The organism is Caenispirillum salinarum (assembly GCF_044803115.1).
Lineage (GTDB): Bacteria > Pseudomonadota > Alphaproteobacteria > Rhodospirillales > Rhodospirillaceae > Caenispirillum > Caenispirillum salinarum_A.
In genome coordinates this window covers 949,251-962,500 of record NZ_CP085224.1, presented here as the reverse complement: position 1 = coordinate 962,500, position 13,250 = coordinate 949,251, and the positions used below count along the sequence as shown (strand labels likewise).

Sequence of the window (13,250 nt, the reverse complement as noted above, 5' to 3'; positions counted from 1 at the left end):
GCCTCACCGTCCGCACAGGGCCCGGCGCCGCCTACCGCGTGGCCGCCTCGCTGGCGGAAGGAACCACCGTGGTCGTCAAGGAACTCTCCCCCGACGGCGACTGGGCGCGCGTGCTGACCAGCGACGGCACGACCGGCTTCGTCGACGCCGGCGGCCTGCGGCGATGGGCCGAGGAAGACGGGATCAACCCGTGATACCGGACGACACCTGAAACCGTACGTTCGTCGTCCGGCGAGGCCGACCGGCCACCGCGCGGCATGGCGCGTAAGGCTGCGTGCCGTATGAACGCAGCGCCGATGAATTCATTCATCGACGCGGATAAGAGCCCGGCGGTGGTGCGGGGAGCGCCACAAAGGCACGAAGGCGCTTTTCCGGCTGCGCCGGAATGGAAATGCGAAGGAGGCGCGGCCTCCCTCGCGCTCCCTCCATCCCATGATCATCACCACTTCACAGACCGGGCGAAACGGCCGCCAGGAATGAAGGAGAGCGCGCCTTCGCGCGCTGCCTTGGTGCCTTGGTGTCTTGGTGGTTCCCCCACACAATCGCCGATCAATGAAGCGATAATACAACCGCCGGAACATCGGCTTCGTGCCCTTGCGGCCCTCGCGGCACCACCGCCGGCCGCCCACCCACGAAAAAGGGCGGCGCCCCGAAGAGCACCGCCCTGTTTCCGAATCGCGCCCGGCCTCAGCTGTCCAGGAAGCTGCGCAGCTTGCGCGAGCGACTGGGGTGCTTGAGCTTGCGCAGCGCCTTCGCCTCGATCTGGCGGATGCGCTCGCGGGTGACGTTGAACTGCTGGCCGACCTCTTCCAGCGTATGGTCCGTGTTCATGCCGATGCCGAAGCGCATGCGCAGAACCCGTTCCTCGCGCGGGGTAAGGGTGGCCAGGATTCGCGTGCAGGTCTCGCGCAGGTTGCCCTGGATGGCGGCATCCAGCGGCTGCACGGCGTTCTTGTCCTCGATGAAGTCGCCCAGGTGGCTGTCCTCCTCGTCGCCGATGGGCGTTTCGAGGGAGATGGGTTCCTTGGCGATCTTCAGGACCTTGCGCACCTTCTCCAGCGGCATCTGAAGCTTTTCGGCCAGTTCCTCCGGGGTCGGCTCGCGGCCGATCTCGTGGAGCATCTGGCGGCTGGTGCGGACCAGCTTGTTGATGGTTTCGATCATGTGGACCGGGATGCGGATGGTCCGCGCCTGGTCGGCGATCGAGCGCGTGATGGCCTGCCGGATCCACCACGTGGCATAGGTCGAGAACTTGTAGCCGCGCCGGTACTCGAACTTGTCCACGGCCTTCATCAGGCCGATGTTGCCTTCCTGGATGAGGTCCAGGAACTGCAGGCCGCGGTTCGTGTACTTCTTGGCAATGGAGATCACGAGACGCAGGTTGGCCTCGATCATCTCCTTCTTGGCGCGGGTCGCCTCGCGCTCGCCCTTCTGCACGGTCTGGACGATGCGGCGGAATTCCGAGATCGGCTGGCCGGCCTCTTCGGCGACCAGGGCGATCTCGCCGCGGATGCGGTTGACTTCCGCCTCATGCTTGACGGCAAAGTCCTTCCAGCCCTTCCCGGGGCGCTGCGCCACGGTCTCCAGCCAGTTGGGGTCCAACTCGTAGCCGAAGTAGGACTGCAGGAATTCCTCGCGCTTGACCTTGCTGCTGACGGCCAGGCGCAGCAGCTTGCCCTCCAGCCCCATGATGCGGCGGTTGAGGTCGTTCAGACGCTCCACCAGCCCCTCGATGCGGTTGCTGTTGAGGTGCACGTCTTCCATCAGGTCGACGAGTTCGGCGCGGGTCTTCTCGTACTTCTTTTCCTGCGCGGCTGAAACCGTATCGCCCTTGCCGAGCGCGGCCAGGCGCTGGTCCTGAAGCTTCTTCAGCTTGCCGTAGGTCGCCGCGATCTGCTCGAAGGTCTCGACGACCTTGGGCATGAGCTGGGCTTCCATGACGGCCAGCGAGACGGAGGTGTCGGCCTCGCTGTCGTCCTCGTCCTCGCCCTCGGCAGCGCCTTCCTTGGCCTCGCCCTCTTCATCGGCACCGTCGGCCTTCTTGGCCTCCTGGCTTTCCTTGGCGGGGTGGGCGATGACCTGGGCACCGCCCTTGCCGTCGCCCTTGGCGGCGGGTGCGGGGGCCTCGGCGACCTCGGCCTCTTCTTCCTCGTCCTCGGCCTCCACCTCGTCCAGATCTTCGCCGCCGGGGCCGCTGCCGTAGGTGGTTTCCAGGTCGATGATGTCGCGCAGCAGCATCTTGCCCTCGAGCAGGGCGTCATGCCACTCGAGCAGGGCGCGGATGGTCAGCGGGCTCTCGCAGATGCCGCCGATCATCATCTCGCGGCCGGCCTCGATGCGCTTGGCGATGGCGATTTCGCCCTCGCGCGACAGCAACTCCACCGAGCCCATCTCGCGCAGGTACATGCGCACGGGATCGTCGGTGCGGCCGATGTCTTCCTCGCTGACGTTGCCGGACTTGCTGTCCTCCTCCTCACCGCCCGAGGTGCTGCTGGTCTCGACGTCGTCCTCGCCCTCGATGACGTTCACGCCCATTTCCGAGAGCATGGACATCGTGTCCTCGATCTGCTCGGAGGACACGTCGTCGGACGGCAGGGCGGCGTTCAGCTCGTCATAGGTGACGAAGCCGCGCTCCTTGCCCTTCGCGACCAGCTTTTTGACGGCGGCGTTTATGGTGTCCAGCAGCGGACCATCGGTATTCTCTTCGGTCGATTCGGAGTTTTCTGCCGCGTTCGCCGTCTTTGTCGCCATTCGTATCCGCTCCTTAACGAACCGGTCCGCGAACCGCACACGTCGTCAGACGGTCCGCTCTTCTGTCCCATCGGCACCGGGGTAATAAGGTCTTCGCCGACCCGAGCGCCACCTCACGCGGCGGGGCATGAGCCGCCCCGCATCAATCGTCGAGCGGATCCTCGCTGATCCGCCGCATGTCCTGGAAAAACAAAGCCTTCAGCCGTGACAGCGCCTGTTCGGACGCAGCCTGATCATCGGTCTGGCCCGCATAGGCCGCGCCGGCGCGCATGACGTCCGCCCTGAAATCCTGCTGCTGTCCCTGTTCGAACGTGTGGTCCCATCCACTCATGGCCCTCTCGGTCGGCGCGTCGGGTCGTGCAAACGAAGCGTGGGCGTACACGTTGGAACTCAGGAGAAAGTTCAGGGTCTCTTCCAGTCCATCCCGCCGTAAGTGGCGTGACACGCCGTCGAAGTCAAGCCCCGACTCGGTCGAAAGCAGCAGAAGAAGCCGTTGGCGCAGACGCTCCACGGCCGCCTCGTCGCACTGCACGGACCCCAGCCGCTCGCCGATGTGGTCGAACAACTCGGGATGCGTCACCGCCGCCGCCACAAGGATCCGCTGCCGCCGCACCGCCGCCGAGGGCGGGGGAGTCAGCGGCGCGGGCGCCACCATTTCGGGGGCGTCCCAGCGGCCCTTGCCGTTGCGCCGCCCCCCGGCCGCCCGCCCGCCGCCGCCCTGGGAACGGCCCTGGAAGCGGCGCTCGCGGAAGAACTGGAACAGGCGGTCGCGGAACTCGCGCTTGTAGGCCATCTGGACGGTGCCGTCCTGGATGGTCTCGGCCATGGTCATCAGGTTGGCCTCAAGGGCCGCGCGGCGCTCCGGCGTATCCACCTGGTGCTCGGCCAGCGCGTTGCGCCACAGGATGTCCGACAGCGGCGCGGCGGCGTCCAGCACCTTGTCCAGGCCCTCGCGCCCCTCGGCCTTGAGCAGCTCGTCGGGGTCCTTGGCGCCGGTGACCAGGGCAAAGCGCAGGGAGTATCCCGGCTTGAGCATGGGCAGCGCGCGCTCGGCGGCCTTGCGGGCGGCACGGATGCCGGCGGCGTCGCCGTCCAGGCACAGCACCGGCTCGGGGCACAGGCGCCACAATTCCTGGACCTGGTGCTCGGTGATCGCCGTGCCCAGCGGCGCCACCGCCTCGTGCAGGCCGAACTGGGCCATGGCGATGACGTCCATGTAGCCCTCGGCGACGACCACCCGCGCCGTGTCCCGCGCCGCCTCGCGCGCGAGCGCAAGATTATAAAGTACGCTTCCCTTGTGGAAGACGTCCGAATCGGGGCTGTTGAGGTATTTCGGCTGGCCGTCGCCCATGACGCGGCCGCCGAAGGCGATGACCCGGCCGCGCCGGTCGGTGATGGGGAACATCACCCGGTCGCGGAAGTAGTCGACCACGCGGCCGTCGTCGCGGCGCTTGAGCAGCCCCGCCTCGACCATCTGGCGCTCCTGGATGCCCTGCCCGGCCAGGTGGCGCGTCAGGGCGCCCGGCGGCGGGGCATAGCCCAGGCGGAAGCGGCGGATGGTCTCGTCCGACAGGCCGCGGCCGCGCAGGTAGTCGAGCGCCGCCGCGCCTTCGGGCCGTTTCAGCGCCTCCTGAAAAAAGCGGCAGGCGGCCTCCACCACCTCTTGCAGGGTGGCCTGGCGCTTGGCTTTTTCCACCTCGCGCGGGGAGGCCTTGGGCACCTCCATCCCCGCCTCGGCGGCAAGAGCCTCAACGGCCTCCATGAAGGACAGGCCGCGCGACTGCATCTCGAAATCGAGCACGTCGCCGTTCGCCTGACACCCGAAGCAGTGGTAGAAGCCCTTGTCCTCGCTGACCGTGAAGCTGGGCGTCTTCTCGCCGTGAAAAGGGCACAGGCCCTTGTACTCGCCGCGCCCGGCCTTGATGAGCTTCACCTTGCGCCCCACCACATCGACGATGCTGGTGCGGCTGCGCAGCTCTTCTAGGAAACGGGGCGGCAGAGCCATGGAACGGGCGGCCTTTCGACACCACGGCGACCCCGAGGACAGGGGGCCGCGCGAAAACGGCATGGGGGAAGCGGGTCAGCGCATATAGGGCTAGCGCGCCCGCCTCACCAGCCGGTTAACGGAAAGGACGGCGGATGCGGCGCCGGTCAGCCGGCGGCCTGGAGCTTCTGCTTGACGATGCCCGACGCCTTGCCGAAGTCCATCTGGCCGGCGTGGCGCTCGCGCAGGGCGGCCATGACGCGGCCCATGTCCTTGAGGCCGGAGGCGTCCAGGTCGGCGATGGCGGAGTCGACGGCGGCGGCGGCCTCGTCCTCGGTCATCTGCCTGGGCAGGAACTTGGCGATCCACTCGATCTCGGCCTTTTCGCGCTCGGCCAGTTCCAGGCGCCCGCCCTGTTCATACATCTGAATGCTTTCGCGGCGCTGCTTGATCATGCTTTGCAGCATCTGAAGGATTTCGTCGTCGGAGATGCCGTCCATCTGGCCCTTCGAACGGGCGGCGATGTCGCGATCCTTCAGCGCGGCCATGATCAGGCGGATGGTCGCCACGCCGCTGGAATCCTTGGCGCGCATGGCTTCCTTCAACGCGTCCTGCAGGTCAGAGCGCAACATTGGGCAAGGGCCTCTTGAAGCTTTCGGGGAAGTGACCGACATTACACCAACGGGCCGCCCCCGGCAAGACATGCTAAGTCGTTGAAAATAAAGACTTAAACCGCTTTCTTGACAGGGCGGCGGCGAACCCTTACAAAGCCGCCAATTTGCCCGCAGCCGCGAATTCGCGCCCTCTTCCGCAGCCACACGCCTGTTGCCGGCCCCAAAGGGTCGCGCCTGGATAGACGGAAGAGAGCGCCTTTCGGCTGCGCGGGCGCCAGCGACACGCAAGTTGGGACGCATCCATGTCAGACACCACCGCCTCCTCCGCCCCGCAGCCCGCCGGCGCGACCGCCGCGGTCGTCCTTGCAGACGGCACCGTCTTCTGGGGCCGCGGAGTCGGCGCCACCGGCGACCAGGTGGGCGAGGTCGTGTTCAGCACCGGCCTCACCGGTTATCAGGAGACGATGACCGACGCCTCCTTCGCCGGCCAGATCATCACCTTCACCTTCCCGCACGTGGGCAACGTCGGCGCCAATCCGGAAGACATGGAGGCGACGACGCCGGCCGCACGCGGCTGCATCCTGCGCGCCGACATCACCGAGCCCAGCAACTGGCGCGCCGCGCAGCACCTGTCGGACTGGCTGCGCTCCATGAACCTGATCGGCGTGACCGGCATTGACACGCGCGCCGTCACGCGACGCATCCGCGACCATGGCGCACCCAACGGCGTCATCGCCCACCACCCGGACGGCGTGTTCGACATCCCGGCGCTGGTCGCCATGGCCAAGGCGTGGCCGGGGCTTGAGGGCATGGACCTCGCCAAGGACGTCACCTGCGCCCAGACCTACCAGTGGTCGCAGACGCGCTGGAGCCTGAAGGACGGCTACGGCACCCTGACCGAGCCGAAGTACAAGGTGGTCGCCGTCGACTACGGCGCCAAGAAGAACATCCTGCGCAGCCTGGCCGACCAGGGCTGCGAGGTGACCGTGGTCCCCGCCACCGCCACGGCCGAGGACATTCTGCGCCACAACCCTGACGGCGTCTTCCTGTCCAACGGCCCTGGCGATCCGGCCGCGACCGGCGAATACGCCGTGCCGGTGCTGCAGGAGATCGTCAAGACCGGCAAGCCGCTGTTCGGCATCTGCCTGGGCCACCAGCTTCTGTCGCTGGCGCTGGGTGCCAAGACCTACAAGATGGACAAGGGCCACCGCGGATCGAACCAGCCGGTCAAGGACCTGAAGACCGGCAAGGTGGAGATCACCAGCCAGAACCACGGCTTCGGCGTCGACCGCGCCACCCTGCCCGCCGGCGTGGTGGAAACCCACGTCTCGCTGTTCGACAACTCGGTGGAGGGCATTGCGGTAGAGGGCAAGCCGATCTTCTCGGTGCAGTACCACCCCGAGGCCAGCCCGGGCCCGCAGGACAGCCACTACCTCTTCAAGCGCTTCACCGACCTGATGGACGAAGCCAAGGGCTGAGGCCCGCCCGCATAGCATGATCCCGACGGGGCGGCGCCTTGCACAACGCGCCGCCCCGCCGCACAAACAAAGACCGCATCCACGTTCACGCGCCGCAGCGCCGCCCGGCGCGCCGCCGTCCCCGGAGAGTGAGAGCCCGACGCCATGCCCAAACGCACAGACATCCAGTCCATCCTCATCATCGGCGCCGGTCCCATCGTCATCGGCCAGGCCTGCGAGTTCGACTACTCCGGCGCCCAGGCCTGCAAGGCGCTGCGGGAAGAGGGCTACCGGGTCATCCTGGTGAACTCCAACCCCGCCACCATCATGACCGATCCCAACATGGCGGACGCCACGTATGTGGAGCCGATCACGCCCGAGATGGTCGCCAAGATCATCGAGAAGGAGCGCCCGGACGCCCTTCTGCCCACCATGGGCGGCCAGACGGCGCTGAACACCGCCATGAAGCTGTCCGAGGACGGCACGCTGGAGAAGTTCGGCGTGGAGATGATCGCCGCCCGCCGCGACGTCATCGAAAAGGCGGAGGACCGCCAGCTGTTCCGCGAGGCCATGGACAAGATCGGCCTGGAAAGCCCCAAGTCCATCGTCGTCAACACCATGTCGGAAGCGGCCAACGCGCTGGAGTTCGTCGGCCTGCCGGCGATCATCCGCCCGTCCTTCACGCTGGGCGGCCAGGGCGGCGGCATCGCCTACAACAAGGACGAATACGAAAAGATCGTCGCCAACGGCCTGGCCGCCAGCCCGACCACCGAAGTGCTGGTCGAGGAAAGCGTGCTGGGCTGGAAGGAGTACGAGATGGAGGTCGTCCGCGACAAGGCGGACAACTGCATCATCATCTGCTCCATCGAGAACATCGACCCCATGGGCGTGCACACGGGCGACTCCGTCACCGTGGCCCCGGCGCTGACGCTGACCGACAAGGAATACCAGATCATGCGCGACGCGAGCCTCGCGGTGCTGCGCGAGATCGGCGTCGACACCGGCGGCTCCAACGTCCAGTTCGCGGTCAACCCGGAAGACGGCCGCATGGTCGTCATCGAGATGAACCCGCGCGTCTCGCGCTCGTCGGCGCTGGCCTCCAAGGCCACCGGCTTCCCCATCGCCAAGGTCGCCGCCAAGCTGGCCGTCGGCTACACGCTCGATGAGCTGACCAACGACATCACCGGCTGCACGCCCGCCAGCTTCGAGCCGACCATCGACTACGTGGTCACCAAGATCCCGCGCTTCACCTTCGAGAAGTTCCCCGACGCCGAGGCGCTGCTGACCACCTCCATGAAGTCCGTCGGCGAGGCCATGAGCGTCGGCCGCACCTTCGCCGAAAGCCTCCAGAAGGGCCTGCGCTCGCTGGAAACCGGCCTGACGGGCCTGAACGAGATCGTGATCGAGGGCGCCGAGGACGGGGCGAACCGCGACTCCATCCGCGCAGCCCTCGCCCAGCCGCGCCCGGATCGCATCCTGACCATCGCCCAGGCCATGCGCCACGGCTTCACGCCGAGCGAAATCCAGGCCGTCACCCATTACGACCCCTGGTTCCTGGCGCAGATCAAAACGATCGTCGACGCCGAGACCGAGGTGCGCAAGGACGGGCTGCCCGACAACGCGGCCGGCCTGCTGCGCCTGAAGAAGCTCGGCTTCTCCGACGAGCGCCTGGCGGAACTGGCCGACACCACCGCGACGGCCGTGCGCGAACGCCGCGAAACGCTGGACGTGCGCCCGGTCTACAAGCGCATCGACACCTGCGCCGGCGAGTTCCCTTCCGACACGCCCTACATGTACTCGTGCTACGAGGGCGACGGCCTGCAGAAGCCCGAATGCGAGAGCAAGCCCACCGACCGGAAGAAGGTGGTCATCCTGGGAGGCGGTCCCAACCGCATCGGCCAGGGCATCGAGTTCGACTACTGCTGCGTCCATGCCGCCTACGCGCTGGACGACGCGGGGTATGAGACGATCATGGTCAACTGCAACCCCGAGACCGTCTCCACCGACTACGACACCTCCGACCGCCTGTACTTCGAGCCGCTGACGGCCGAGGACGTGATCGAGCTGATCCGCGTCGAGCAGTCCGTGGGCAGCGTTCACGGCGTCATCGTCCAGTTCGGCGGCCAGACCCCGCTGAAGCTGGCGCATGCGCTGGAGGATGCCGGCATTCCCATCCTGGGCACCAGCCCGGACGCCATCGACCTGGCCGAGGACCGCGAGCGCTTCCAGCAGCTTCTCCACAAGCTGGGCCTGAAGCAGCCGCCCAACGGCCTGGCCCGCAGCGTCGAGGAAGCCCGCGCCGTCGCCAAGGACGTGGGCTACCCGGTGGTCGTGCGCCCGTCCTTCGTGCTGGGCGGGCGGGCCATGCGCATCGTCTATGACGAGGCGGACCTGAACCGCTACATGCACGAGGCCGTGGTGGTCTCGGGCAAGGACCCGGTGCTGCTCGACCACTACCTGGCCGGCGCCATCGAGGTGGACGTGGACGCCATCTGCGACGGCACCCGCGTCTATGTGGCCGGCGTCATGCAGCACATCGAGGAAGCCGGCGTGCACTCGGGCGACTCCGCGTGCTCGCTGCCGCCGTACTCGCTGTCCGACGAGGCGGTGGAGGAACTGAAGGTCCAGACCCAGAAGCTGGCCGAGGGCCTTAGCGTCGTCGGCCTGATGAACGTGCAGTTCGCCGTGCAGAACGGCACCGTCTTCATCCTGGAGGTCAACCCGCGCGCCAGCCGTACGGTGCCCTTCGTCGCCAAGGCCACCGGGCGCCCGATCGCGAAAATCGCCGCGCGCGTCATGGCGGGCGAACGCCTGGACGACTTCGACCTGCCGGAAATGGCGCGTCCGAAGCATGTCGCCGTGAAGGAGGCCGTGTTCCCGTTCGCCCGCTTCCCCGGCGTCGACATCGTGCTCGGCCCCGAGATGAAGTCGACCGGCGAGGTCATGGGCATCGACACCGACTTCAAGCGCGCCTTCGCCAAGTCGCAGATCGGCGCCGGCGTCCGCCTGCCGCTTCAGGGCACGGTGTTCCTGTCGGTGCGCGACGGCGACAAGCCGGCCGCGCTGGAGGTGGCGCGCAAGTTCGTCGACCTGGGCTTCACCCTGATGGCCACCAGCGGCACGGCGGCCTTCCTGGCCGAGAACGGCGTGCAGGTGGAAAAGGTCAACAAGAAGACCGAGGGCCGGCCGCACTGCGTCGACCGCATGGTGTCGGGTGACGTGCATGTGGTGGTCAACACCACCGAGGGCGCACAGGCGCTGAAGGACAGTTTCGACATCCGCCAGACGGCGCTCACGCGCAACATCGCGCACTACACCACCATCCCCGGCGCGCAAGCCGCGGTGGACGCGATCGAGGCCGTGAAGCGCGGGGCGCTTGATGTGGCATCGCTTCAGTCCTATTTTGGGTAGCCATCGTGACGGGGCGGGTCCTTGCCGCGCCCCGTCGCTTTTTTGTTTTTTTGCATTTTTCCAGGGGTTCTCGAATGGAGAAGGTTCCCATGACTCGGAAGGGCCTGACCCTTCTTGAGCAGGAGTTGAAGCAGTTGCGTTCGGTGGACCGTCCCGGGGTCATCAAGGCCATCGCCGAGGCGCGCGAGCACGGTGACCTGTCCGAGAACGCCGAGTACCACGCCGCGCGCGAGCGCCAGAGCTTCATCGAGGGCCGCATTTCGGAACTCGAGGACGTGATCGGCCGCGCCGACGTCATCGACGTGTCCAAGATGTCCGGGGAAACCATCCGCTTCGGCGCCCTGGTGACGCTGGCCGACGAGGACACGGACGAGGAAGTGACCTACCACATCGTCGGCCCCTACGAGGCCGACCTGAAGAACGGCCGCATCTCCATTCAGTCGCCCATCGCCAAGGCTCTCGTGGGCAAGACCGAGGGCGACAGCGTGGAAGTGACCGCGCCGGGCGGCTCGCGCTCCTACGAAGTGGTCGAGGTGAAGTTCGCCGACCTCTGAGGGCGCTGCGCCTCGGCCGCCGACGAAAAACACCGCCGCTCCGGTGCATCCGGGGCGGCGGCGTTTTTATTGGGTGGGGTTCACCCCCCGCCGTTCCGCGCCTCCATCTCCGCGATGTTGCACTTCACGTCCAGGAAGCTGTCGGGCGTCACCGAAATGGACGTGATGCCCTGTTCCACCAGGAACTGTGCGAACTCCGGGTGGTCGCTGGGCGCCTGGCCGCAGATGCCCACCTTCACGCCGGCGTCGCGGCCGGCGTGGATCAACTGCCCGATGAAGCGCGCCACCGCCGGGTCCTCCGCCCGGAACAGATGACCCAGGCGGTCGTTGTCGCGGTCCAGGCCCAGCACAAGCTGCGTCAGGTCGTTGGACCCGATGGAGAAGCCGTCGACGCGGCTGGCGAACTGGTCGGCCAGGATGACGTTGGACGGGATTTCCGCCATCACGTAGACCTCCAGGCCCTTGCGGCCGCGGATCAGGTTGTGGGCGGCCAATTCCTCCAGCACCCGGTCGGCCTCGTCGGGGGTGCGGCAGAAGGGGATCATGACCTTGATGTTGGTCAGCCCCATCTCCTCCCGCGCGCGCGTCACCGCCCTGCACTCCAGCGCGAAGCCCTCGCGGTAGCGGTCGTCGTAGTAGCGGCTCGCCCCGCGCCAGCCGAGCATGGGGTTGGCCTCGTCCTGCTCGAACTGGGCGCCGCCGATGAGGTCGGCGTATTCGTTGGTCTTGAAGTCGCTCATGCGCAGGATGACGGGGTTGGGATAGAAGGCCGCCGCGATGCGCGCCACACCCAGCGACAGCCGGTCGACGAAGTATTCCGTGCGATCGTCGTAGTCGGCCGTCAGCTCGGTGATCTTCTGCTTGGCCTCCTTGTCCTCCACCTGGTCGAAATGGCACAGCGCCATGGGATGGATGCCGATCATGTTGTTGATGATGAACTCCATGCGCGCCAACCCGACGCCGTCCGCCGGCAGCTTCCACCACGTATAGGCGCTGGTGGGGTTGGCGAGGTTCACCATGACCTGCGTGCGGGTCTTGGGGATGGTCTCGGGGTCGACCTCGGTGGCCTCGAACTCGCGGATGCCCTCGTAGACCTTGCCCTGGTCGCCCTCGGCGCAGGAGACCGTGACCTCCTGCCCGTCCTTGAGCCGTTCCGTCGCGTCGTCGGCGCCGACGATGGCGGTCAGCCCCAGTTCGCGACTGACGATGGCGGCGTGGCTGGTGCGCCCGCCCCGGTCGGTGACGATGGCGCTGGCCTTCTTCATGATCGGCACCCAGTCGGGGTCCGTCATGCCGGTGACCAGCACGTCGCCCTCCTCCAGCTTGTCGCGCTCGTCGGGGCTTTTCAGCCGCTTGACCTTGCCGGCGGCGATGGCGGCGCCGATGGCGGTGCCGGTCGCGAGCACCTTGGCGTCGGTCTCCTTCATGGCATAGGTGCGCAAGGGCTCGGCGGAGCGGCGGCTGTGGACGGTTTCCGGCCGGGCCTGGACGATGTACAGCTCGCCGCTCTCGCCGTCCTTCGCCCATTCCATGTCCATGGGCGTGTCGTAGTGGTTCTCGATCTCCACCGCCCAGCGCGCGAGTTGCATCACCTCGTCCTCGGTCAGCACCCAGCGGCGCTGTTCCTCGGGCTTGGTGTCGACCGTCTTGGTCGGCTTGTCGAAGACCATCTTCACGCCCTTGCGGCCCTTTTTGCGCCAGACGATGGGCTTCACGCCCTCCTCGTCCAGCAGCTTCTTGAAGACGTGGTACTCGTCGGGCTCCACCTGCCCCTGCACCACCGTCTCGCCCAGCCCGTGGGCGGCGTTGATGAGCACGACGCCCGGAAAGCCGCTTTCCGTATCCAGCGAGAACATGACACCCGACCCCGCGATGTCGGACCGCACCATGCGCTGCACGCCGACGGAGACGGCCACCTGCATGTGGTCGAAGCCGTGGCGCTCGCGGTAGCTGATGGCGCGATCGGTGAACAGGCTGGCAAAGCAGTCCTTCACCGCCTTCAACAGCGCGTCCTCGCCCTGGACGTTCAGGAAGCTCTCCAACTGCCCGGCGAAGCTGGCGGACGGCAGGTCCTCCGCCGTGGCCGACGACCGCACGGCGACGCGCGGCAGGTCCTCGCCGGTCTCGGACTTCAGGCGGGAGTACCCCTCGCGCACCTGGGTCGCCAGCGCGGCGGGAAGCTCCGCCTTTTCGATCATGCCGCGCACCTTCTTGCCGATGGCGGCGAGGTTGGAGCCGTCGTTCTTCAGGCCGGCGAGCGCTTCGGTGATGCCGTCGCGCAAGGTGTTCTCGGCAATGAAGGTGCGGTAGGCATTGGCCGTGGTGGCGAAGCCGCCGGGCACGCGGATGCCGTGGGCGTGCAGGGCGCCGATCATCTCGCCCAGCGATGCGTTCTTGCCGCCCACGCGGTCGCCGTCGTCACGGCCGAGTTGGTCCAGCGGGATCGTCAGGGCGTCGTCGGTCATGCTGTCCTCGGGCT

Annotated in this window: 8 protein-coding genes (1 of these 8 only partly in view); 4 read left to right on the top strand and 4 right to left on the bottom strand. The window is 67.2% G+C overall.

Going from position 1 to position 13,250, the window contains the following annotated elements; genetic code table 11:
- Window positions 1-194, top strand: partial view of a DnaJ domain-containing protein gene (locus LG334_RS04505; RefSeq protein ID WP_404383715.1) — the final stretch only. It extends 1,117 nt beyond the left edge of the window; the window shows 194 of its 1,311 coding nt (coding positions 1,118-1,311); the start codon falls outside the window, past its left edge; its stop codon occupies window positions 192-194.
- A 493-nt stretch (window positions 195-687) separates the two neighbouring features.
- Here the strand turns inward: LG334_RS04505 and rpoD are convergent, their stop codons facing one another.
- The 3 genes from rpoD to LG334_RS04490 form a co-directional block, all read right to left on the bottom strand.
- Window positions 688-2,751 (bottom strand): RNA polymerase sigma factor RpoD, encoded by a 2,064-nt coding sequence (gene rpoD, locus LG334_RS04500; protein WP_404383713.1) that lies wholly within the window; start codon window positions 2,749-2,751, stop codon window positions 688-690.
- A 142-nt stretch (window positions 2,752-2,893) separates the two neighbouring features.
- Window positions 2,894-4,756, bottom strand: coding sequence for a DNA primase (dnaG, locus tag LG334_RS04495; protein ID WP_404383711.1), 1,863 nt, complete (start codon window positions 4,754-4,756; stop codon window positions 2,894-2,896).
- Window positions 4,757-4,902: 146 nt separating this feature from the next.
- On the bottom strand, window positions 4,903-5,367 hold the full coding sequence (locus tag LG334_RS04490) for a GatB/YqeY domain-containing protein (RefSeq protein WP_404383709.1): 465 nt from the start codon (window positions 5,365-5,367) through the stop codon (window positions 4,903-4,905).
- 284 nt (window positions 5,368-5,651) lie between these two features.
- On the opposite strand from LG334_RS04490, the gene carA reads away from it, so the two are divergent.
- From carA to greA, 3 genes are all read left to right on the top strand, one after another.
- Entirely contained in the window at window positions 5,652-6,827 is a 1,176-nt protein-coding gene (gene carA, locus LG334_RS04485; protein WP_404383707.1) for a glutamine-hydrolyzing carbamoyl-phosphate synthase small subunit, read from the top strand.
- Window positions 6,828-6,971: 144 nt separating this feature from the next.
- On the top strand, window positions 6,972-10,217 hold the full coding sequence (carB, locus tag LG334_RS04480) for a carbamoyl-phosphate synthase large subunit (RefSeq protein ID WP_404383705.1): 3,246 nt from the start codon (window positions 6,972-6,974) through the stop codon (window positions 10,215-10,217).
- A 74-nt stretch (window positions 10,218-10,291) separates the two neighbouring features.
- On the top strand, window positions 10,292-10,771 hold the full coding sequence (greA, locus tag LG334_RS04475) for a transcription elongation factor GreA (protein WP_404383703.1): 480 nt from the start codon (window positions 10,292-10,294) through the stop codon (window positions 10,769-10,771).
- Window positions 10,772-10,851: 80 nt separating this feature from the next.
- On the opposite strand, the gene ppsA is transcribed toward greA, so the two are convergent.
- Window positions 10,852-13,236, bottom strand: a complete 2,385-nt coding sequence (gene ppsA, locus LG334_RS04470; RefSeq protein WP_404383701.1) for a phosphoenolpyruvate synthase — start codon at window positions 13,234-13,236, stop codon at window positions 10,852-10,854.
- Between the last annotated feature and the right edge of the window lie 14 nt (window positions 13,237-13,250).

What these genes read in the sequence shown, in the direction of transcription:
- carA (WP_404383707.1), top strand. Translation starts at nt 5,652, where the DNA reads ATGTCAGACACCACCGCCTCCTCCGCCCCGCAGCCCGCCGGCGCGACC.
- greA (WP_404383703.1), top strand. Translation starts at nt 10,292, where the DNA reads ATGGAGAAGGTTCCCATGACTCGGAAGGGCCTGACCCTTCTTGAGCAG.
- ppsA (WP_404383701.1), bottom strand. Translation starts at nt 13,236, where the DNA reads ATGACCGACGACGCCCTGACGATCCCGCTGGACCAACTCGGCCGTGAC.
- dnaG (WP_404383711.1), bottom strand. Translation starts at nt 4,756, where the DNA reads ATGGCTCTGCCGCCCCGTTTCCTAGAAGAGCTGCGCAGCCGCACCAGC.
- rpoD (WP_404383713.1), bottom strand. Translation starts at nt 2,751, where the DNA reads ATGGCGACAAAGACGGCGAACGCGGCAGAAAACTCCGAATCGACCGAA.
- LG334_RS04490 (WP_404383709.1), bottom strand. Translation starts at nt 5,367, where the DNA reads ATGTTGCGCTCTGACCTGCAGGACGCGTTGAAGGAAGCCATGCGCGCC.
- carB (WP_404383705.1), top strand. Translation starts at nt 6,972, where the DNA reads ATGCCCAAACGCACAGACATCCAGTCCATCCTCATCATCGGCGCCGGT.